Here is a 21,806-nt window from a genome sequence, read left to right on the forward strand (position 1 = left end):
AGGCGATCCCATGTCCGACCAGCCCCAGAACCCCGCCAATGGCAGCTCCGGCCAGGAGCCCATGCCGATCGTCCTGAACATCCAGTTCACCAAGGACCTCTCCTTCGAGGTGCCCGGCGCGCCGGGCATCTACGCCACGCTGCGCGAGCAGCCGCGCGTGGACCTGGCGCTCGACGTGCAGGCCCGCCCGATCCAGGAGGGCGAGAACGTCTTCGAGGTGTCGCTGATGATCCGCGCCGACGCCAAGTCGGGCGAGACGCCCTGCTTCATCGCGGAGCTGACCTATTGCGGCATCTTCACCCTGAACGTCCCGCAGGAGCATCTGGAGCCGGTGCTGCTGGTGGAATGCCCGCGCCTGCTCTTCCCCTTCGCCCGCAACATCCTGGCCGATGTGACGCGCGAGGGCGGCTTCCCGCCGGTGATGCTGAACCCGATCGACTTCGTGCAGCTCTGGCAGAACCGCCGCGCCCAGCCGGTCGGCACGGCCTGAGGCGCCCCCGGGGAGGGGCCACCCTCCCCGGATTTTGAATATCCGGGCGATCAGTCTGCGCACGAAATTATAAATATCTGCAAAAAATACACGCAGAGCTTGCATTTCCTGCAAACAGCTCGCTCTATTTGAGCCAACGGTAACCAAAGGTTAGCCGCATGGCTCCTGTTCGCCTTGCCTTGCCCGCCGACTCCCCGCGGCCCCTGCACGAGAGCCTCCCGGCGCCCCTTCCGCTCTCCCCGCCCCATCTCGCCGGCGGCGAACTGGACAGTTTGCGGCGCTCCCTCGAATCCGGCTGGCTGGCCCCCGCCGGGCCCGAGCTCCAGGCCTTCGAGGCCGAAATCGCCCAGGTGGCGCGCCAGCCGCATGCGCTTGCCACCAGCTCCGGCACGGCCGCGCTCCATCTCGGCTTCCGGGTGCTCGGCGTGCAACCGGGCGACGAGGTCTGGGCGCCGAGCCTGACCTTCGTGGCGACCGTGGCCCCCGCCGTGCAGATGGGCGCCACCCCCCGCTTCCTCGACGTGGACCCCGCCTCCTGGACGCTCGATCCGCACCTGCTGCGCGAGGAGCTGGCCGCCGCCGCCCGGCGCGGCCGCCTGCCGCGCTGCGTGGTCCCGGCCGACCTCTACGGCCAGCCGGCCGACATGACGGCGATCCGCGAGGCCTGCGACGCCTGGGGCGTTCCCATCCTGTCGGACAGCGCCTGCTCGCTCGGCGCCATGCAGCATGGCCGCCCGGCCGGGCATGGCGCGCGGCTGGTGGCGCTGAGCTTCAACGGCAACAAGATCGTTACCGCGGGCGGCGGCGGGGCGCTGCTCTCGGGCGATGCGGCGCTGATCGCCCAGGCCCGGGCCCTGGCGACGCAGGCGAAGGAACCCGCCGTGCACTACCAGCACGAGACGACGGGCTTCAACTACGCCATGAGTTCCCTGCTCGCCGCCGTCGGCCGCGCCCAATTGCCGAGCCTGGCCGAGCGGGTGACGACGCGGCGCGCCATCTTCGCCCGCTACGCCAAGGCGCTGGCCGGCCTGGCCGGCCTGACCTTCATGCCCGAGCCCGCCTGGGCCCATTCCTCGCGCTGGCTCACCGCCATGCTGGTGGACCCGCGCGCCTTCGGCACGGACCGCGAGACGCTGCGCCGCGCCCTGGCCGAGGAAGGGATCGAGAGCCGACCGGTCTGGAAGCCGCTGCATCTCCAGCCCGCCTTCCGCGATGCGCCGGTGGTGGGCGGGCGGGTGGCGGCCGCGCTGTTCGAGGAGGGCCTCTGCCTGCCCTCGGGCAGCGGGATGAGCCCGGCCGACCAGGCGCGTGTCATCGGCGTGATCCGCGCCCTGCACCGGGGGTAACGCCACGGCTTGGCGCGCATCCTCTACCTCCACCAGCATTTCTCAACCCCGGCCGGCGCCACCGCCACGCGCAGCCACGCCCAGGCCCGCGCGCTGGCCCAGGCCGGCCATGCGGTGACCATCGCCTGCGGCCAGTGGCAGGGCGCCGTGACCGGCCTCGAGGGCCCGTTCCGGCGCGGGGCGCGCCATGGCCGCATTGCGGGGTTCGAGGTGGTGGAATGGGCCATCCCCTGCGGCAGCGCACTCGGCGAGGCGGCGCGGATCAGCGCCTTCCTGCGCTATGCGGCGCGCGCCACGCGGCTCGCGCTGCGGCCGGGCTGGGATCTGGTGATCGCCAGCTCCACGCCGCTCACCGTGGCGCTGCCCGCGCTGCTGGCGCGCCGGGCGCGCGGCACGCCCTTCCTCTTCGAGATCCGCGACCCATGGCCCGAATTGCCCGTCGCCATGGGGCTGCGCCGCCCGCTGCTGCTGCGCGGGATGGAGCGCCTGGCCCGCGCCGCCTGCCGTGACGCCGCGGCGGTCGTCGCCCTCACCGAGGGCATGGCCGGGACCGCGCGCGGCCGCGGCACCCCGCCCGGGCGCCTGCATGTCATCGGCCAGGGCTGCGACCTCGACCTCTTCGGCCCGCATGCCACCCCCTGGCGCCCGGAGGCGGCGGGTGGCGGCGAGATGCTGGCGGTCTATGCCGGGGCGCATGGCCGCGCCAACGGGCTGCACCAGCTGCTGGAGGTGGCGGCGCTGCTGCAGGCGGCGGGCGAGCGCCGCATCCGCCTGCTGCTGGTGGGCGAGGGCGGCGAGAAGCCGGCGCTGATGGCCGCGGCGGCGGCGCGCGGCCTCGGCAATGTCACCTTCCTCGATGCCATGCCCAAGCCGGAACTTGCGCGCCTGATGGCCGGCAGCCAGGTCGGGCTGCTCTGCCTCGCGCCCATCCCCGCCTTCGCCGAATGGACCGCGCCCAACAAGCTGATGGACTACCTCGCCGCCGGGCGCCCCGTGCTCTCCAACGTGCCTGGCGAGGCGGCTCGGCTGCTGGAGGCCGGCGGCTGCGGCGAGACCCATGCGGGGCCCGCCGCGCTCGCCACGGCCCTGCGCCGCCTGGCCGACCAGCCCGTGCAGCGCGAGGCGATGGGCCTGGCGGCGCGGCGCCTCGCGGAGCGGCGGCATGACCGGCGGCTGCTCGCCGCCCGCTTCGTCACCGCCGTGGAAGGTGCGCTCGGCGCATGATCCTGCTGCTCTCCGCCGCGCATCCGAGCGACGACATGCGCGTGGTCCGCAAGGAGGGCGAGAGCCTGGCCGCGGCGGGCTGGGCGGTCACGCATCTCTCGCCCGCGCCGGCGCGGCCCATCGGTCCCGTGGCGGTGGAGACGGTGCCCCGCACGGCCCGCCGGCACCGCTGGCGGGCGCTCTACGCCCGCGCCATGGCCCTGCGGCCGCGCGTGATCCATGCCTCCGAGCCGGATGCCTGGATCATCGCCTGGCTCGCCGCCCGCCGGACGGGCGCACGCCTCGTGCTTGATGTGCATGAGCACTATCCCTCGCGCCTCGATGCGAGGCTGCCGGCCTGGCTGCGGCCAGTGGCGCAGGGCGCGATCCGCCGCGTGATGCGGGCGCTGGGTCGCCGCGCCGATGCGGTGGTACTGGCGAAGGACGGCCTGGCCCAGGACTTCCCGGGCGCGCGCTGCATCGCCGTGCGCAACCACGCGCTGGTGCCGGAGGGGCTGCCACGGCGGCGGCACGGGTCGGGCCCGGTGACGCTGCTGCATCTGGGCGCCATCGGCGTCGCGCGCGGCTGGCCCGTGCTGCTGGAGGCGCTGGCGCTCTGCCCGGCGGAGACGCGGCTGCTCGTCATCGGCCGATTCACCGATGGCAGCGAGGCGGCGTTCCATGCGGCGGCGGCCGGGCGCGGCCTCGCCGGGCGCATCACCTGCACCGGCTGGCTGCCGGCCGAGGCGGCGATGGCGCGCGCGGCGATGGCCGACATCAACCTGATCCTCTTCCAGCCGGGCGAGGAAAATCATCGCCTCGCCCTGCCGCACAAGCTGTTCGACGGGATGGCGCTTGGCCTGCCCGTCATCGCGCCGCGCTTCGCCACCGGTGTCGCGGAGATCGTGGAGGGCAGTGGCTGCGGGCTGCTGGTGGATGTGACCGCCCCCGCCGCCATCGCCGCCGCCGTGGCGGAACTGGGCGATGCGGACCGGCGCGCCGCGCTGGGCGAGGCCGGCTGGCAGGCGGCGCGCGGCGCCTGGGGCTGGCCGGCCGAGGCGGAGAAGCTGGTCGCGCTCTATCGCGAGCTGCTGGCCTAGGCGCCCCGCCGCCGCAGCGCGAGGCGCTTGGCCGGTTCGCCCGTCGCGCGGCCGGCCAGGATCTCGCGCACCTCGGCAGGCCAGGGGGTGACGCGGCGGATGTTCAGGTCCACGCAGAGGTAGAGAACCTCATGCTCGGAGGCGGTCCAGCCCTCGGTGAAGTGGAACATGCGGTGCCTGAGCAGCAGGCGCTTGTCATCGGCGGCCAGCACCGTGCTCTCGGCGCCGATCAGCATGGCCTCGGTCATCTCACGCTGGTAGTCGAGCCAGGCCTCGGCCGCGAAGGTGCCGAGGCCGCCCTTCTTGAGCGCGGTACCGAGCCCCAGATGCGGCCAGAGCCGGTCGGTCTGCAGGTCATAGGCGACGAGGTAGTAGCCCATGTTCAGGTGGCGATAGCCATCCACCCATTCCCGCTTCACCGCGACCAGGGGTTCGTCCCAACGGAACCATCCCCCCTCAAGACGCGGCGCGGGACCATCCTCGACGAAGGGCATGCAGCCTCCAACCAGACCAGTTCAACAAGACGAAAGCCGCACCCCCGGCATCCGGCCGCAGCTGCGGCCGGCGGAGCGCTTCAGTGTTCCGAAGCCAAGCACGCGGATGCGCAAGCCCGGCGCCTGAGGGCACGACAATGAAGTATCCGCCCCGGCCAGGCACGGCCGAGAGCGTCGGCACGCCGAAGCCAAGCGCGCAGATGCGCGCGCCCGGCGTCTGAGGGCACAACGCCGCCGTATCCGAGCCGAATGGGCGAGGCGGAGAGCTTCAGCTCTCCGAAGCCAAGCGCGCGGATGCGCGCGCCCGGCGTCTGAGGGCATAAACTCAGTGAATATCATCCGACTTGGCCAGCGCCTCGCGCAACTTGCCGATGTCGAAATCCGGGCGCTTGGCCATCTCCAGGATGACAGCTTCCTTGCGGCTCAGCAGGTCGATCGCGGCCGGCAGGGCCTTCACCGCATCGGCCGGGATGGTGACCGCGCCGTGGCGGTCGGCATGGACCACCTCGTCATGCACCACCTGCATGCCGTGCACGGTCACCGGGCGGCCCCAATCCACCACATGCACATAGGCGTGGCTCGGGTTGATGATGCCGAGCAGCTGGAAGCCCGGCGCCACCATGTCGAGGTCGCGGATCGAGCCGTTGGTGACGCAGCCGAGTGCCTTCAGGCCCTTGTGGACGTTGGTGTTCACCTCGCCCCAGAAGGCGCCGGTGCCGGGCACGTCATCGAGATCCTGCAGGACCACCACGGTCGGCATGTCGGTGTTGGCGACATACTCGTACCAGCCGATGCGCGAGGCGCGGTCGGCTTCCTTCGTGCGGCCCGAGGGGAATTGCGCGCGGATGGTGCCGACGCGCGCCGGCCCGCAGATCGGCGGCATGGACGGGTGGGCGCAATCGAAGGTGCGGACCGTGAAGCCATGGCCGCGCCGCGCGGGCACGACGAGCTCGAGCGCATTGCAGATGGTGGGCGTATCCCAGGCGCAGAGCGCGTCGAGATCGGCTTGGGTATAGGGGCGTGCGACCATGTGTTCCTCCTGGCGTTGGGGCAGTGTCGGGCGAGGCGGCGCGCGCGTCAAACCACGGGAGTGACAGATTCGTGATGCGATGGACACGGCGCGCGGCGGCGCTACAGCATCCGCCCATGCGCCTCGCCGCCCTCCTCCTGCTGCTGATGCTGCCTGGCCTCGCCGCCGCGCAGACCGGCCGCTTCAATTCCGCCGGCACGCCCAACCTCGGCCCGCCGGAGGATGCGATGATCCCCAGCCTCGCCGCGAAGCAGGACCGGCTGGAGGAGGAGGGCTGGCTGATCCGCGGCCAGGCGACCTTCATCCTGCAGGGCAATGCCGGCTTCCGCTCGCCCTACCAGGGGGCGGGCAGCCTCCTGCCCGCCCCCCAGGCGCGCAACACGCTCTCGACCGACCTGATCCTCGGCCGGCGGCTCTGGCATGGCGCGGAGGTGATCGTAAATCCCTCCGTCACGCGCGGCTTCGGCCTCTCCAACTCCACGGGTGTCGCGAGCTTCCCCAATGGCGAGGCGTTCCGCCTGGGCAGCAGCGATCCGGTGCTGTTCGTCCCGCGCCTCTTCCTGCGGCAGACCATCGCCCTCTCCGAGGACACGGTCCCGCCCGACAATGATCCACTGCGCTTCACCGAGCGCCTGCCGCGCGAGCGCATCACGATCACGGCGGGCAAGTTCGCCGTCTGGGACATCTTCGACGACAACCGCTACGCGCATGACGCGCGCACGCAGTTCATGAGCTGGGCGCTGGTGGGCGGCGGCGCCTTCGACTACGCGGCCGATGCGCGCGGCTACACCGAGGGCCTGGCCATCGAATGGGAGAACGGCATCTGGGCCGTGCGCGGCGGCGCCTTCCGCGTGGCGCGCCAGGTGAACGGGCTGTTCCTCGACCCCGCCATCACGCGCGGCTTCCAGCTCCTCGCCTCGGTGGAGCGCTTCTGGCGCTTCGGCGAGCGGGAGGGCGCGCTGCGGCTGATCTACGGCTATTCGCGAGCGCGGCAATCGCGCTGGAACGAGCTGTTCAGCAACGGCTTCCAGACCTTCGACATCAACCCCTATGGCTACCGCGCGAAGAACAACGCGACGCTCTCCTCCGACCAGGAGATCACCGGGGATTTCGGCATCTTCGCCCGCGCCTCCTGGAATGACGGGCAGACGCAGAACTGGATGTTCACCGAGATGGACCGCGCGCTCAGCTTCGGCGGCACGCTCACCGGCCAGCGTTGGGGCCGGCCGGCGGATACGCTCGGGCTCGGCACCAATATCGGCTTCATCAGCGGCGGGCGGCGGCGCTACCTGGAGGATGGCGGCATCGGCTTCATCACCGGCGACGGGCGGCTGAACTACAGCCCCGAATGGGTGACCGAGACCTATTACGATGCGCGCCTCGCCCCCGGCCTGCACGGGGCGCTCGGCTATGCCCTGGTGGTGAACCCGGCCTACAATGCGGATCGTGGTCCCGTCTCCATCTTCACCGCCCGGATGCGCGTCGCCTTCTGACCGCACGGCGCTCTTCGCCGCCGAGCCGCGCTTCGCGCAGATCGAGGAGCGCGCGGGCCCGCTGCCCTGGCGCAGCCGCCCGCGCGGCTTCGCGGGATTGCTCCGCACCATCTGCGGCCAGCAGATCAGCAACCAGGCGGCGGGCGCGATCTGGCGGCGGCTCTCCGCGCTGCCGGGCGCGCTGACGCCCGAGGGGCTGCTCGCGATGGATGACGCGACGCTGTGTGGCACGGCCGGCCTCTCCCGCCCCAAGGCCGCGCATGCGCGCAGCCTGGCCACCGCCTGCCTCGACGGCACGCTCGATTTCGACCGCATGGCGAGCCTTCCCGATGCCGAGGCGGTGGCGATGCTCAGCGCCGTGCGCGGCCTCGGCCCCTGGACGGCCGAGGTGCATCTGATCTTCGCCGAAGGGCGCGCGGACATCTTCCCCTCCGGCGATATCGCGCTGGCCAATTCCGCGCGTCATCTCTTCGCGCTTGAGGCGCGGCCCGCGCCGAAACCCCTGGCCCGCATGGCAGAGGCGTGGTCGCCCGCGCGCTCACTCGCCGCGCGATTGCTCTGGCATCATTGGCGGCACGAGACCGGCCGCCCGCTGATCGAGGATCCCTGATGCGCTTCTCCCCCACCATCATGGCGACGGCCGACCCCGCCATCCCCGCCGCCCGCGCCTGGGCGGCGCGCTACCAGGGCCAGCGCGGCCCGGCGCTGGACCTGACGCAGGCCGTGCCAGGCTATCCGCCGCATCCGGAACTGCTGGCACGCCTTGGCGAGGCGGCTGGGCAACGCGCAGCCGCGGGCTATGGCGCCATCGCGGGCGACGAGGCGCTGCGCGCGGCCCTGGCCGAGGATGCGAGCGGCTTCTACGGCGCGGCCATCGGGCCCGGGCAGGTGGCGATCACCGCCGGCTGCAACCTCGCCTTCGCCATGGCGATGAAGGTGCTGGCCGCCCCTGGCGACAATGTGCTGGTCCCCACACCCTGGTACTTCAACCATGAGATGGCGCTGACCATGGCCGGCGTGGAGGCACGGCCCCTGCCCTGCTCCGCCGCGCAGGGCTTCGTGCCCGATGTGGCGCTGGCCGCGACGCTGCTGGATCAGCGCACGCGCGCCATCCTTCTCGTCACGCCCAACAACCCGACCGGCGCCGTCTATCCGCCCGAGGTCATCGCGGGCTTCGCCGAGCTCGCGCGCCGGCGCGGCATCGCGCTGGTGCTGGACGAGACCTATCGCGACTTCCTGCCCAACACCGTGCCGCACCGCCTCTTCAGCGATCCCGACTGGGGCGAGGTGCTGGTGCATCTCTACAGCTTCTCCAAGGCCTATTGCATTCCGGGCCACAGGCTCGGCGCCGTCATCGCCGGCGAGGGTTTCCAGCACCAATTGGCCAAGGCGCTCGACACCCTCCAGATCTGCCCCGCCCGTCCGGCGCAGCAGGTGCTGGCCTGGGCGATCCCGGCGCTGCGCGACTGGCGCTCGGACAACCGCAAAATCATGCTGGCGCGCGCGGCCGCCTGCCGCGCCGCGCTGAACAGCGACTGGATCGACGCGATGGGCAGCTACTTCGCCTATCTGCGCCTGCCCGAGGGGGCGCCCGATGCGATGGCGGCGGCCGAACACCTCGCCGCCGAACAGGGGCTGATGACGCTGCCCGGCCCCTTCTTCGGCCCGGGGCAGGAGCGGCACCTGCGCCTCGCCTTCGCCAATGCGGAGGCCGAACGGCTGGCGGAACTGCCGGCACGGCTGGCGGGACTGGGGGCTGGCCACGCCACGGGTTGATTTTCGAAAATCTTGACGGTTTCGACAATCCGCGCGAGGCTCCCCGGCCAGATCCGCTCGAGGGGGGGAAAGATGACACGCCAGCAGCACCAGGCCGCGCCCGCATGATCCAGGTCAAGCGCCTCCGGCACCTCGCCCTCACCGTGACCGACATGGAGCGGCAGCTCGCCTATTACCGCGACATCATCGGCCTGGCCGAGATCGGCCGCGAGGCGGGGCGCGCCTTCCTGGCGAGCGAGGCGGGCCAGCTTTCCATCGTGCTGGAGCAGGGCGGCGTGGCCGGCCTCGCGCGGCTCGGCTTCGACCTGCCGGCCGATGGGGATATCGCCGCCGCCGAGCGCGCGCTGGTCGCCGCCGGAATGCCGGCCGAGCGCTGCACCGATGTGGCGCCGGGCTGCCCCGTGGCGCTGCGCTCGCGCGATGCGGATGGCCGCGCGATCGAGCTGCATGTCGCCTTCCACGGCTATGAGAACCGCCTGCCCCTGCCCGGCATCGCGCCCCTGAAGCTCGGCCATGTCGCCTGCTTCTCGCCCGATCCGGCGGCGACGGCGGATTTCTTCACCGGGCAGCTGGGCTTCCGCGTCTCCGACTGGATCGAGGACCGCTTCGTCTTCCTGCGCTGCAACCACGAGCACCACACGGTGAACTTCACCCGCGGCCCCGATGCGCGCATGCACCACATGGCCTTCGAACTGCGCGACGCCGGCCACATGCACCGCGCGGCCGATATCCTGGGCGGGCAGAAGGTGCCCATCCTCTGGGGCCCGGTGCGTCATGGCCCCGGCCACAATGTCGCGATGTATCACCGCGACCCCGAGGGCAATGCGATCGAGCTGTTCCACGGCCTCGACTGCATGACGGACGAGGCGCTGGGCTTCTGGGACCCCCGCCCCTGGCACCGCGACCGGCCGCAGCGCCCCAAGACCTGGGTCGGCCTGCCGCGCGATGTCTGGGGCCTGCCACCCTCCCAGGCCTTCCTCGAGATGCACCGGCTGCAACTGCCCGAGGAAAAGGGCTGAGATGGCGCCCGACGCCGCCGCCATCCTGGCGCTGGAGGACCGGCGCTTCCAGGCGATGGTCGCGCAGGATTTCGCGGCACTCGATGCCCTGATCGCCGAGGATCTTCGCTTCGTCCATTCGAACGGCGCGGTGGAGGACAAGGCGGAATTCCTCCGCAAGCTGCGCGATGGCGAGCGGCGCTACCTGCGCTACGCGGCGCTCACGCGCGAGGTGCGGCAGGAGGGCGGCTTCAGCTTCGTCTTTGGCGAAGCGGATGCCGAGATCGCGCGCGCGGGTGGTGGAATCCGCACGCGGATGACCTATACCGCCATCTACCGCGACGCGCCCGCGCCGCGCCTCTTCGCCTGGCATTCGGTGAAGTCCCCCGCCGCCCCTTGAAGCCCGGGTGGGGACGGCCTCACTCTCACGGTCTCCAAGGAGTGCCCCACGATGTCCGCCACGGCCGCCACGAAGCGCGCCGCCCCCGCGGCGGTGCTGATCAGCCAGACGGTGCTGAACCGCCTGCTGGCCGACATCCTGGATGGGCGCTACGCGCCCGGCGCCCGGCTGCGCTTCGCCGAGTTGCAGGCGGCCTATGAGGTCGGCATCGGCACGCTGCGCGAGGCGCTGTCGCACCTCGCCTCGGTCGGCATGGTGGAGGTGGACGCCAATCGCGGCTACCGCGTGGCCCCGGTCTCCGAGGCGGATCTGCTGGATGTCTCCAGCCTGCTGATCGAGTTCGAGCAGCGCGCGATCCTCTCCTCCATCGAGAATGGCGACAAGGCGTGGGAGGAGGCGGTGGTGGTGACCTTCCACCGCCTCTCCGCCATCGAATCCCGCCCGCGCGCGGAACGCGCGGCGCGCTTCAAGGAATGGGTGGCGCTGCACCGGGATTTCCACCACGCGCTCGTCTCGGCCTGCGGCTCGCGCTGGCTGCTGCACATGCGCGGGCTGCTCTATGACCATATGGAGCGCTACCGCCTGCTCTCGCAGCGCCACCGCCCGCAGGGGCCGGGGCGCCTCGCCGAGCATGAGGCGATCAAGCAGGCGGCCCTCGAACGCCGCGGGCCGGAGGCGGCGGAGCTGCTGCGGAAGCAGCTGCAATGGACGGTGGACAACGTCAGGCTCTACGCGCCGCAATTCATCCAGCCACCCAGCGCCTGACCAGAAAATCGAACATCTTGAAAGTTTCGAAAATCGGGGCATGATGCCGCACGAGCCCGGTTCAACGGGCAAAGGAACGGCATCCCATGGACAGCGAGATCACCTTCACCTCGGACGGGCTCACCCTCGCCGGCAGCCTGCATGTGCCGGAAGGCCGCGCGCCGGAGCAGCGGCTGCCCGCCGTCATCGTCCTGCACGGCTTCATCGGCGCCAAGGACAATTCCTATTCCGAGGTGGTCAGTCGGCTGATGGAAAGCTGGGGCTATGTCGTGCTCCGCATCGACTTCCGCGGCTGCGGCAAGAGCGAGGGCAAGCGCGGCTACGTGCTCTGCCATGACCAGGTGGCCGATACGCGCAACGCCATGACCTGGCTCGCGCAGCGCCCCGAGGTGGACCCCACGCGCATCGCGGTCCTCGGCCACTCCTTCGGCGCCGCCATCGCCGCCTATACCGCCAGCACCGACACGCGCTTCGCGGCGGCCATCATCTCCTGCGGCTGGGGCCATGGCGAGCGCAAGTTCCGCGGCCAGCACGCGACACCCGAGGCCTGGGAGAAGTTCACCAACCTCCTCGCCGAGGGCCGTGCCCACAAGGCCCGCACGGGCGAGACGATGATGGTCAGCCGCTGGGATGTGGTGCCGATGGCCGAGCATCTGCGGAAGAACCTCTCCCACCTCGCGCAGACGGTGGTGGCCGCCGACACCGCGCAGAGCATGTTCGACTTCAAGGCCGAGGAGGTGATCCACCAGCTCGCCCCCCGCCCCGTGCTCTTCATGCATGGCGCGGACGACACGGTGACGCCGGTCGAGCAATCCATCCGCATGTGGGAGCTGGCGGGCCAGCCCAAGGACCTCGTGCTGATCACCGGCACCGACCATTTCCCGATCTTCGGCAAGGACAATCGCGGCCGCGACATCCTGAAGGGCTGGATGGAGCGCTACTTCCCCGCCACGCCGGCATGAGCGCCCGCATCGAGGCCGGCGCCCTGCGCGACTTCGCCGCCGCCATCCTGCAGGCGGCCGGCACCGGCGAGGCCGATGCGCGCGCCTGGGCCGAGACGCTGGTCTGGGCCAATCTGCGCGGCGTGGACAGCCACGGCGTGCTGCGCATCCCGCGCTATCTCGAACTCATCGGCACCGGCGCCATCAACCCCAAGCCCCGCATGGCGATGCGCATGCAGGCCGGCGCCATCGGCCTGCTCGACGCCGACCAGGCGCCCGGCCCCGTCGCCATGAACCGCGCGATGGATGAGGCCATCGCCATCGCGCGGCGGCTGCATCTGGGCTGGGTGGTGGCGCGGGACATCACCCATGCGGGCGCCGTCGGGCATTTCGCGCTGCGCGCAGCCGAGCAGGGGATGGCGGGGCTGGTGATGACCGCCTCCGGCCCGCTCATGGCCTGGCCGGGCAGCGCGGGGGCGGTGGTCTCCACCAACCCACTCGCCATCGCCATCCCGGCCGGCACGCGCCCGCCCTTGCTGCTGGACATGTCCACGGCGGCCGTCGCACTCGGCAAGATCATGGCGGCGAAGGATGCCGGCACGCCCATCCCCGAGGGCTGGGGCGTGGATGCGGCCGGCCAGCCGACGCAGGATCCCGCGAAGGTCGCGACGCTGCTGCCCATGGCCGGGCCGAAAGGGGCGGGCCTCTCGCTGATGATCGAGTGCCTGGCCAGCCTCGCCGCCGGCAATCCGCTGATCAGCCTGGCGCTGCGCGGCGCGGGGGCGAAGGAAGGGCCGCGCATGAACGGCCTCGCCATCGCGCTCGATATCGCGGCCTTTGGCGAGCCGGGCGCCTTCACCGCCGAGGTGGATGCGCTCGCCTCCGCCGTGGCCGCCGTGCCGGCGAGCGGCGCCACGCCCGTGCTGCTGCCGGGGGATCGCGGCGGCGCCGTGATGGCGCGCCGCCTGCGCGAGGGGATCACCCTGCCGGATGGCACCTGGAAGCGCCTCTCGGCCTCGGCCGCCGGGCTTGGCGTGGCCCTGCCCGGCCTGCTGAGCAGCTAACCTGCCTGCAGCTGCCGGCTGCCGATCAACTCGCGCCAGCGGGAGATCTCGGTGGCGACGAGGCTGCGCAGCTCCTCGGGCGTGCTGGTGCGCACGCGCCCATCCACCAGCGCGGCGAGGCGGCTGCGATGCTCCGGCTGCTCGGCCAGGGTCATCACCGCCTGATGGAGCCGCGCCTGCACGGGGCCGGGCAGGTTGGCTGGCCCCGCCAGCCCGGCCCAGGTGGTCACGACGTAGTTCGGCACCGTCTCCGCCGCGGGCGGCACGTTCGGGAAGGCCGCGACCGGCTCGGCCGCCGTCACCGCCAGCGCACGCAGCCGGCCGGATTGCAGCTGCGGCCCGGCCGTCACCGTCGTGATGATGGCGCAGGCGAGGTCGCCGCTCATCAGGCCGGTGATGGCATCGGATTCGCCGCGATAGGGCACATGCACCAGCTGCGCGCCGGACATGGCGCCCAGCAGCTCGCCCGCCAGGTGATGCGTGGACCCCACCCCGGCCGAGCCGAAGGTGATCCCGCCGGGCCGGTTGGCCATTTGCAGCAGCGAGCGGAGATCCCGCGCCGGATGATCCGCCCGCACCGCGATGACGAAGCCGAACTCCACGACGCGGGAGATCCAGGTGAAGCCGTCCACCGGATCGAAGGTGAGGTTGCGGCCGAAGGCGGCGGCCACCGCATGGCCCCCGGTGATGAGGCCGAGCGTATAGCCGTCGGGCGCCGCACGGCTCAGCGCGGCGGAGGCCACCATGCCGCCCGCGCCCGGGCGCGGCTCCACGATGACGGATTGCCCGAGCAGGCTGCCGAGCGAGACCGCCAGCACGCGCGCCAGCGCATCGGCCGAGCCTCCCGGCGCGAAGCCATGCAGCAGCGTGATGGGGCGCTCCGGCCAGGCGGCAAGGGCGGGCGCGGCGGCCAGCGCGCCCACGCCGCCCAGAAGGAGGCGACGCGCGATGCGCGGCGCAGGCGGGCCGGCCGTGAAGCGGCGTGTCATTCCTGTTCGTCCTCCCTGAGCCAAGGCCGGACCACGGGCCCGGCACGCCGCCGCCGCCCTGGCTGGGGGCGACGATCAACGCCAGGACACACTCTCACAGGATTTTCGAAACTTCAACTCTCTTCGAATATCAGACAAAGCTCCAGTCCGAGCTGTGCAGGCTGGCGGCATTGGCGAGGGTGATGAACTCCACCGTCAGGCCATCCGCCGAGCTGATCCGCCAGATCGTGGCGTCGGTCTGCGTGAAGCTCGCGCCCTGCGCCACCGTGCCGTAGCCGCTGAACTCCAGCCGATCCCCCGCCGCGGGCCCCTGGCCGGCGAAATCCAGCACCACATCCCCATCGGCCTGCCCACGGACGAAGCGGAACACGTCATGGCCCGCGCCACCGGTCAGGGTATCGCTGCCTTCGCCGCCATCCAGGATGTTCGCGCCGGCATTGCCGTCCAAGCGGTTGTCCAGCGCATTGCCCGTGCCGCTCAGCCCGGCCGAGCCCGAGAGGCTGAGGCGCTCCACCTCGGCACCCAGCGTCAGGCTGACCGAGGTGAGGACGCGGTCATAGCCGCCGCCCACCTGCTCCACCACCTGATCGAGCGCGTGGTTCACGACATAGGTGTCGTTGCCCGCACCACCCTCCATGCGGTCCGCGCCCCAGCCGCCATCCAGCCAGTCATTGCCCAGGCCGCCGACCAGGGTATCGGCGCCGCCATCGCCCCGCAGCGTATCGTCGCCCTCGCCGCCATCCAGGATGTTCGCGCCGGCATTGCCATCCAAGCGGTTGTCCAGCGCATTGCCCGTGCCGCTCAGCCCCGCCGGGCCCGAGAGGCTGAGATGCTCAAGCTCCGCCCCCAGCGTCAGGCTCACCCGGGAGACCACGCGATCATAGCCGCCGCCCGCCTGCTCCACGACCTGATCGAGCGCGTGGTCCACGACATAGGTGTCGCTGCCCGCGCCGCCTTCCATCCGGTCCGCGCCGGAGCCGCCATCCAGCCAATCAAGGCCCAGGCCGCCGATCAGCGTATCGGCGCCGGCCTCTCCCATCAGGGTGTCGTCGCCCTCGCCGCCATCCAGCAGGTTCGCCCCCGCATTGCCGTCCATGCGGTTGCCCAGCGCATTGCCCGTGCCGCTCAGCGCAGCCGTGCCCGAGAGGCTGAGGCGCTCCAGCTCCGCGCCCAGCGTCAGGCTGACCGAGCTGATCACGCGGTCATAGCCACCGCCCGCCTGCTCCATCACCTGGTCGCGCACATGGTCCACGACATAGGTGTCGCTGCCCGCGCCGCCCTCCATCCGGTCCGCGCCCGAGCCGCCATCCAGCCAGTCAACGCCCATGCCGCCAATCAGGGTATCGGCGCCGCCGCTCCCCCTCAGACTGTCATCCCCTTCGCCGCCCTCCAGGCGGTTCGCCCCGGCATTGCCGTCGATCCGGTTGTTCAGCGCATTGCCCGTGCCGGAGAGGCCGCGGGTGCCGAGCAGGGTGAGGTTCTCGACATGGGCGCCCAGCGTCCAGCTCACCGTGGCGAGCACGAGGTCCCGGCCCTCATCCGCTGCCTCGAAGACGCGGTCCGCGGCATGGTCGGCGCTGTAGGTGTCGGCACCGGCACCGCCGGCCATGCCATTGGCGCCCGCCCCGCCGAGGCTGTCATCGCCGCCCAGCCCGAACAGGATGAGTCCCGCGGCCGTGGCGTCCAGCACCTCGCCCGCTTCGGTGCCGACCTGCGCGGCGGCGGGCGACGCCACCTGCTCGGCCGTGCCGCCGGCATCGGTGTAGCTGGCAACGGCACGCAGCAACTGCCCGGCCTGCCCCGTGGCCGGTGCGAAGCTCGCGGCATCGGCGCCCGGAATCTCGGCCCAGATGTCGCCCGCCAGCGCCTGCCAGCGAAAGCCGATCGTCCCCATCCCGTCCGGGTCCGTGAGGGCGGGCGTCGCCGTCAGCAGCCCGTCCTCCAGGCTGAACCGGATCGTGCCCTGCGGCGCGTCATTCTGCGGCGAGATCCGCACCGTGATGGTGGTTGATTTCTCCAGCACGAAGCTGCCCAGCGTCGAGCCCGTCTGGCGGATGATGTCGACCGCGCCATCGCCGTCATAGTCGCCGATGGCGGGCGCCGCGCTGAGGAGATAGGGGTCAACCAGCCGCAGCGGATTGGCCGCGCCGGTCAGCTCGACGAAGGTGCCGCCGTCGTTGCGGAAGCTGCGGAGGGTGCCGGCCGCGCTCGCCAGCACGAGGTCCATGTCGCCATCGCCATCGAGGTCGCCGACGGCCGGCGCGGCGCGGTCCACGGTGATGCCGGCGAAGGGCGTGGCCGCGATGTCCACCGCGACGAAGCCGTCCTCCGTCTGGCGCCAGGCCTGCAGGCCACTGAAGGCCAGCGAACCCGCCAGCAGATCCAGATCGCCATCATCATCGAAGTCGATGAACACCGGGGTGGAGAGGCGCTGGGCGGCGAGTGTCGTGAAGCTGCCCCCGGACGGCCCGCCGGCCACGAAGCCATCGGTCGTGCCACGCCAGAAATCCAGCCCTTCCTGCGCGCTGCCAAGGACGAGATCGACGAAGCCATCGCCGTCAACATCGCCGAAGGCCGGCGCCGTATACGCGCCACCGACGACATCCCTGAACGGGTTCGAGCCGCCCGCCAGGAACTGGAAGCCGGCCTCCGTGTTCAGATACGTATCGAGCGTGCCGTAGGCGTTCCCCATGACGAGGTCGAGGTCGCCATCGCCGTCGAAATCCACCAGCACCGGCCGCGGATCCATTTCCGTGTAGAGGTGCCCGACGGGGTCCAGCAGCATGGGCAGCGGCACGAAGGCCCCTCCCTGATCCGCCATGTTGAGCCGGCCGCCCACCGCATCGACGAGGCCATAGGTCAGGTTGCGCGTCGCGGTCGGCGCGTCGCTCGTATTGGCGTAGGTCAGCGCGCCGATCATCGCCTGGACCGCCGCGCCATAGGCCGCCGCCGTGAAGGCGACGCTGAAGGTGCCGCCGACGCCACCCGAGGCGGTGCCGATCACCTCGCCCTCGTAGCGCACATTCGTGCCGTCGAAGCTGATCTGGCGGAAGCCGTTGCCCGTGCTGCGGAGCGAGACGACATCCTCGGCCAGCAGGCCCGAGACGGTGAAGACCCCGCCCGCGAACCGGTCGCCCTGGATCAGCGCCACCGAGGCATCGATCAGCAGCGGTCCGGCCTTCGCCGCGTCTTCCGTGAAGGTCACCTGCGGGGCGAGGCCGCCGAGCCAGGTGATCTCGCGCGTGTCGGTGACCGTGACGACCAGGGTCGTGGAGCTGAAGCTGCCGGTCGCATCGGTCGCCCGAACCTCCAGCTCGTAGACATTGTCGCGGTTCGCATCGCGCGGCGCCTCGAAGTCGAGACCGTAGGAGCCGAGCCTGCCGCGCTGCCCTGGCTCGTTGAACATGTAGAAGGCGCCGCTGTCCGGCCCCACCGGCCGGAAGGTCACCTGACCGCCCTCGGGATCGAAGGCGCTGAAGATGACATCCGTCCAGAGGGCGCCCTCGCGGACGGTCAGGTGGGTGACGGTCTGGCTGATGACCGGCGGGTCGTCCTGCGGCGTGACGTTGACCGTGATGCTGTTGCCCGGCGCGGTCTGCACGAGGGAGCGGAAGCTGCCGGTGCCATTGCCCGTCACCACATCCACGAGACCGTCGCGGTTGATGTCAGCGGCCGCGAGGGCCCAGGCGGCATTCCCGCTGAAGGCAGCCAGCGGATTGGCCGTGCCGGTCAGCTGCACATAGCCTTCGCCCGTGTTGCGCCACACCTGGGGCGGCCCGCTCACCATGCCGATCGCGAGGTCGAGGCGGCCATCCTGGTCGAAATCGACGAAGACCGGCGCCCCGATGCCGCCCACCTGGCCCGCGGCGAAAAGCGGGTTGAGCCCATCGGCCAGCCGGACGAGGCCCTCGGGCTTGTTGAGCCAGACCCTCAGATCCGGCGACAGGACCAGGTCCTTGCGCCCATCACCGTCGATATCCACGAAGGCAGGGGCACCCTGCGCGTTGCCCCCCACGGTGATGCCGGCCACCGGGCTCTCGGCAAAGGGGACGAAGCCGTCGGCGGTGTTGCGCCAGGCCAGCAGCGGCTGGTCCGACGAGCCATAGGCGAGGACCAGATCTTCCCGCCCATCGCCGTCGAGGTCGCCGAAAGCGGGCCGGGTGTAGATCCCGGGCGCCGAGATGTGGGCGAAGGGATTTTGCGCGGTGGTCGCGGGGGTGAAGCCGGTCTCGGTGGCGAGGAACACCCGGAGGCCGTTGTTGGAGCCGCCGCTGACCAGGTCGAGCCGGCCATCGCCGTTCACGTCGAAGAATGCCGGCGCGGAGAGGCCCGCGCCGACCGAGAGCCCCGCCACGGGATCGGCCGATGGCGTCGCGAAGACCCGCGCCTCACCCGGCTCGACCAGGTCGAGGCGAAGCTGGCGCGTGGCCGTCGGCGTATCATCCGTCGTCGCGTAGGTGAGCGAGCGCAGCACCGCCTGCGCGGCCGCCTCGGTGACGCCGGTGGTGAACAGCACGGTGAACCGGCCGCCGCCATTCTCGGTGACGATGCCGACCTGCGTGCCGCCGAAGCGGATCGTGGTGCCGTCGAAGCCCAGCTGCCCGGGGCCGTCGCCGGTGTGGAGGATGCCGATCCGGTCTTCCGCCAGCAGGCCCGAGAGCTCGAGCCGCGCGCCGCGCAGGTCGTCGCCCGCCGCCAGCGTCGCGCTGCCGAACAGCACGGCCGGCGCCGCATTCACGGCGTTCTCCGCGAGCGTCACCTGTGCCGGCAGGGCACCGAGCTGCGCCTGCTCGACCGCGTTCTGCACCGTGACGGCGATGCTGGTGCGCGAGCCGCCGGAGACGGCCGTCACCTCGTGGATGTTGTCGCCATCCGCGTCGCGCGGGCGCTCGAAATCGGGCGCGGCGCGGAACCGCAGCGCACCGGTCGCCGGGTTGATCTCGAACAGTGCGGCGTCGGCCCCCTCCAGGGACCAGCCGCCGGCGTTCGGCAGGCCGGGCTGCCAGAGGGTGGTGCCGGTGTTCTCGACCGTCGCGAGCGTCACATCGGCAAGGGGCGGTGCCGGCGGCAGGCTGGCCACCACCGCCACCTCGATGATCCGCGACGTGACACTGCCATCGCGGTCCAGCAGGCTGACCTGGAGATCGCGCGATCGGGGGGGCACTTGCGCCGTGCTGTCAAAGGCGAGGCTCTCGATGAGCGCCTCGATCGCCGCATCGGTGACGCTGGGCAGCAGCGTCACCGTCAGCCATGCGCCGGCACCGCCCGACCAGGTGCCGATCGCCGTCCCGGCGAAGCTGACCTGCGCGCCATCCAGCGTGATGCCGCCCGGCGTCGGCGCGATCATCACCCGGTCGCCCGCCAGCTGCCCGGTGACCACCAGCTGCCGCGGCGCATCGTCCCCCCGCTGAAAGCTGACATCGGCGTCCAGCCGCTGCGGCCCGCCCCGGACGGCGCTCTCGAGGAAGTTGACCCGGCTCTCCACGCCGTCCAGCCGCGCATAGTCCCGGTTGTCGGTGACGGTGATGGTGACGGCCTGGGTGGTGGTCACGCCATTGGCGGTGGCGAGGATCTGCAGGTCATGGACATTGTTGCCGCCGGCATCCCCCGGGACCTCGAAATCCGGCGGGGCGCGGAACCGCACCGCGCCCGTCGCGTCGATCGTGAACAGGTCGCGGTCGGCCCCGGCGAGCGAATAGGTCACGGCCTCGCCCTCCGGGTCCACCGCCTGCGCCTGCAGGACGATGCCGGTGGCGTTCTCCACGAAGCTGACCGCATTGGGGGAGAGGAAGCGCGGCGCGTCATCCTCGGCCGTCACCGTCAGCGTGACGCGCGCGGCACCCGGCGGCCCGTCATTCCGCAGCACGGTGAAGCCGCCGGCGGCGGAGCCCACCACCAGATCGGCATAGCCGTCGCGGTTCAGGTCGACCCCTGCCGGCGTGCTGGATGCGCCCACATCGACGCCGGCGAAGGGATTGGCCGCGCCGGCCCATTCGACGAAGCCGGTGGAGGTGTTGCGCCAGGCGCGCAGCGTGCCCTCCAGGTTGCCGACGACCAGGTCCATCCGCCCGTCGCCATCGACGTCGAGCAGGGCGGGGGCGGCATGCGCGCCGACATCGATGCCGGCGAAGGGATTGGCGCTCCCGGTCAGCGGCACCCAGCCCTCGGCCGTGTTGCGCCAGGCGAGGAGCAGCCCCTCCTGGTTGCCGACCACGAGGTCCGGCCGGCCATCGCCGGTGACATCACCGAAGGCCGGCTTCGCGTAATCGCCGACATCCACGCCGCGGAGGTTCCACAGCCCGGTCGCGTCGCTGCCGACCAGGAAGAAGCGATCGGGCGTGGCGCCCACGCCATTGCTGCCGGAGTGGTAGGTGACGAAGAGCGTTCCATCGAGCCAGCCGAACACCATGTCGGGCAGGCCATCGGCGTTGAGGTCGGTGAAGGCCGGCGCGGCATTGGCGCGCGTGAAGGAGAAGTCGAAGACCTCGAACGGATTGCGGCCCGACCAGGGCTGGAACGCGCCGTCATTGTTCTGGCGGCTCTGGATCCGCCCGGCGCCCTGGCCCCAGATCAGGTCGGCATCTCCATCGCCGTCGAGATCGGCGAAGGTCGGTGCGCTGTCACTTCCGGGGACGAGGGCGGCCAGCGGTTCGTCGGCGAGGGTGGTGAAGCCCGGCGTCCAAGGGCTGCCCAGGCTGCGGCCTGCGGTGTCCACCAGATCGATCGTCAGCACCCGCGTCGCTGCCGGCGTGTCGCTGGCGGTGCGATAGCCGAGGCGGTTGACCAGCGCCTCCACCGCCGTGCCGGTGGCGGCGCCGTTGAAGGTGACGACCAGCGGCGCACCCACGCCGCCGCTGATGGTGCCGAACGGCACGCCGCCGAAGCGCACCTCGCCATTGCCGCCCAGGCTGATCTGCCCCGGCCCGCTCCCCTGCCCGACCACGCCCAGCACATCCCCCGCCACCAGGCCGGAGACGACGAGGCGTGCGGGGATGGCGCCGTTCCCCAGGTTCAATTGCGAGTCGAGAGACAGCAGAACCAAGGCGTCATCCGCCGCGTTCTCGGCCAGGGTCAGGCGCGGGATGAACCCACTCAGGCTCGACGCGTCGTTCACATCCGTCACCGTGATCGCCACCGCGCGGCTGCTGGACAGCGCCCCGTCGGAGGCGGTGACGATCAGGTCATAGACGTTGTTGCCCCCGGCATCGCGCGGGCTTTCGGCATCCGGCGGCTCGACGAAGAACACCGCGCCGGTGGAACTGACCTTGAAGCGCGACGCGTCGGTGCCGCTGAGCGTCCAGCGCAGCGAATCCCCCTCCGGGTCGGTCGCCCGCGCCTGATAGGCGACGACGGTGCGGCCCTCGGCGAAGCTCGCGGTGGCGCCCGAGGTGAAGACCGGGGCCTCGTTCACGTCGAGGACGGTGATGGTGATGTCCCGGCTGTCCTCGCCGAAGGCGTTCTTGGCGGTGACCGTCAGCTGATAGACGTTGTTCCGGCCCTCATCGCGCGGCGCCTCGAAATCCGGTGCATCCCGGAAGCGGATCGCCCCGGTGGCATCAATGACGAAATCACCGCTGTCCGGCCCGAACAGCGCCCAGGACTGGACATTGATCCCAGCGGCTCCCTGATAGGCGATCCCGTTGCCCTCCTCGTCGAATTTGACGGCGCTGGGCGAGGTGAAGACAGGGCGGGAACCGGACATGGGGCGTGCCTTCGG

General features: G+C 71.5%; 16 protein-coding genes. 12 read left to right on the forward strand and 4 right to left on the reverse strand.

Annotated features, from left to right (window positions below; genetic code table 11):
• Window positions 1–10: 10 nt before the first annotated feature.
• From secB to R9Z33_RS23565, 4 genes are all read left to right on the forward strand, one after another.
• Window positions 11–490: a protein-export chaperone SecB gene (gene secB, locus R9Z33_RS23550; RefSeq protein WP_318649018.1), complete on the forward strand. Its 480-nt coding sequence runs from the start codon at window positions 11–13 to the stop codon at window positions 488–490.
• A 272-nt stretch (window positions 491–762) separates the two neighbouring features.
• A complete protein-coding gene (locus tag R9Z33_RS23555; RefSeq protein ID WP_318649019.1) occupies window positions 763–1,836 on the forward strand; it encodes a DegT/DnrJ/EryC1/StrS family aminotransferase in 1,074 nt (357 codons plus the stop codon).
• A gap of 9 nt (window positions 1,837–1,845) precedes the next feature.
• Window positions 1,846–3,060 carry a glycosyltransferase family 4 protein gene (locus R9Z33_RS23560; RefSeq protein ID WP_318649020.1) on the forward strand — a complete coding sequence of 405 codons (1,215 nt, stop codon included), beginning with the start codon at window positions 1,846–1,848 and terminating at the stop codon, window positions 3,058–3,060.
• The gene (locus R9Z33_RS23565) at window positions 3,057–4,139 is read left to right on the forward strand and encodes a glycosyltransferase (protein ID WP_318649021.1); all 1,083 of its coding nucleotides are present in this window, start codon (window positions 3,057–3,059) and stop codon (window positions 4,137–4,139) included. Before R9Z33_RS23560 ends, R9Z33_RS23565 begins: the two co-directional genes overlap by 4 nt.
• On the opposite strand, the gene R9Z33_RS23570 is transcribed toward R9Z33_RS23565, so the two are convergent.
• Together R9Z33_RS23570 and R9Z33_RS23575 are read right to left on the reverse strand one after the other, a co-directional pair.
• On the reverse strand, window positions 4,136–4,633 hold the full coding sequence (locus tag R9Z33_RS23570) for an acyl-CoA thioesterase (RefSeq protein ID WP_318649022.1): 498 nt from the start codon (window positions 4,631–4,633) through the stop codon (window positions 4,136–4,138). The genes R9Z33_RS23565 and R9Z33_RS23570 overlap by 4 nt on opposite strands.
• Before the next feature lie 325 nt (window positions 4,634–4,958).
• Window positions 4,959–5,663 carry an RraA family protein gene (locus R9Z33_RS23575; protein WP_318649023.1) on the reverse strand — a complete coding sequence of 235 codons (705 nt, stop codon included), beginning with the start codon at window positions 5,661–5,663 and terminating at the stop codon, window positions 4,959–4,961.
• A 116-nt stretch (window positions 5,664–5,779) separates the two neighbouring features.
• Between R9Z33_RS23575 and R9Z33_RS23580 the strand changes: the two genes are divergently transcribed.
• From R9Z33_RS23580 to R9Z33_RS23615, 8 genes are all read left to right on the forward strand, one after another.
• Window positions 5,780–7,156, forward strand: coding sequence for a carbohydrate porin (locus R9Z33_RS23580; RefSeq protein ID WP_318649024.1), 1,377 nt, complete (start codon window positions 5,780–5,782; stop codon window positions 7,154–7,156).
• Window positions 7,101–7,766 (forward strand): DNA-3-methyladenine glycosylase family protein, encoded by a 666-nt coding sequence (locus R9Z33_RS23585; protein ID WP_318649025.1) that lies wholly within the window; start codon window positions 7,101–7,103, stop codon window positions 7,764–7,766. The genes R9Z33_RS23580 and R9Z33_RS23585 overlap by 56 nt, the downstream gene beginning before the upstream one ends.
• Complete coding sequence (locus tag R9Z33_RS23590; RefSeq protein WP_318649026.1) at window positions 7,766–8,932, forward strand: aminotransferase; 1,167 nt, start codon at window positions 7,766–7,768, stop codon at window positions 8,930–8,932. The genes R9Z33_RS23585 and R9Z33_RS23590 overlap by 1 nt, the downstream gene beginning before the upstream one ends.
• 104 nt (window positions 8,933–9,036) lie before the next feature.
• Window positions 9,037–9,951: a VOC family protein gene (locus R9Z33_RS23595; RefSeq protein ID WP_318649027.1), complete on the forward strand. Its 915-nt coding sequence runs from the start codon at window positions 9,037–9,039 to the stop codon at window positions 9,949–9,951.
• A gap of 1 nt (window position 9,952) precedes the next feature.
• A complete protein-coding gene (locus R9Z33_RS23600; RefSeq protein WP_318649028.1) occupies window positions 9,953–10,330 on the forward strand; it encodes a nuclear transport factor 2 family protein in 378 nt (125 codons plus the stop codon).
• A gap of 51 nt (window positions 10,331–10,381) precedes the next feature.
• Window positions 10,382–11,095 carry a GntR family transcriptional regulator gene (locus tag R9Z33_RS23605; RefSeq protein WP_318649029.1) on the forward strand — a complete coding sequence of 238 codons (714 nt, stop codon included), beginning with the start codon at window positions 10,382–10,384 and terminating at the stop codon, window positions 11,093–11,095.
• 86 nt (window positions 11,096–11,181) lie between these two features.
• Window positions 11,182–12,057, forward strand: coding sequence for an alpha/beta hydrolase (locus tag R9Z33_RS23610; RefSeq protein WP_318649030.1), 876 nt, complete (start codon window positions 11,182–11,184; stop codon window positions 12,055–12,057).
• Entirely contained in the window at window positions 12,054–13,100 is a 1,047-nt protein-coding gene (locus R9Z33_RS23615; RefSeq protein WP_318649031.1) for an Ldh family oxidoreductase, read from the forward strand. The genes R9Z33_RS23610 and R9Z33_RS23615 overlap by 4 nt, the downstream gene beginning before the upstream one ends.
• Here R9Z33_RS23615 and R9Z33_RS23620 read toward each other — a convergent pair.
• Together R9Z33_RS23620 and R9Z33_RS23625 are read right to left on the reverse strand one after the other, a co-directional pair.
• The gene (locus R9Z33_RS23620) at window positions 13,097–14,089 is read right to left on the reverse strand and encodes a tripartite tricarboxylate transporter substrate binding protein (RefSeq protein WP_318649032.1); all 993 of its coding nucleotides are present in this window, start codon (window positions 14,087–14,089) and stop codon (window positions 13,097–13,099) included. The two genes, R9Z33_RS23615 and R9Z33_RS23620, sit on opposite strands and share 4 nt — an antisense overlap.
• A 130-nt stretch (window positions 14,090–14,219) precedes the next feature.
• Window positions 14,220–21,791 carry an FG-GAP-like repeat-containing protein gene (locus R9Z33_RS23625; protein WP_318649033.1) on the reverse strand — a complete coding sequence of 2,524 codons (7,572 nt, stop codon included), beginning with the start codon at window positions 21,789–21,791 and terminating at the stop codon, window positions 14,220–14,222.
• Window positions 21,792–21,806: the final 15 nt, after the last annotated feature.

The organism is Sediminicoccus rosea, from assembly GCF_033547095.1.
Taxonomy (GTDB): Bacteria; Pseudomonadota; Alphaproteobacteria; order Acetobacterales; family Acetobacteraceae; genus Roseococcus; species Roseococcus rosea.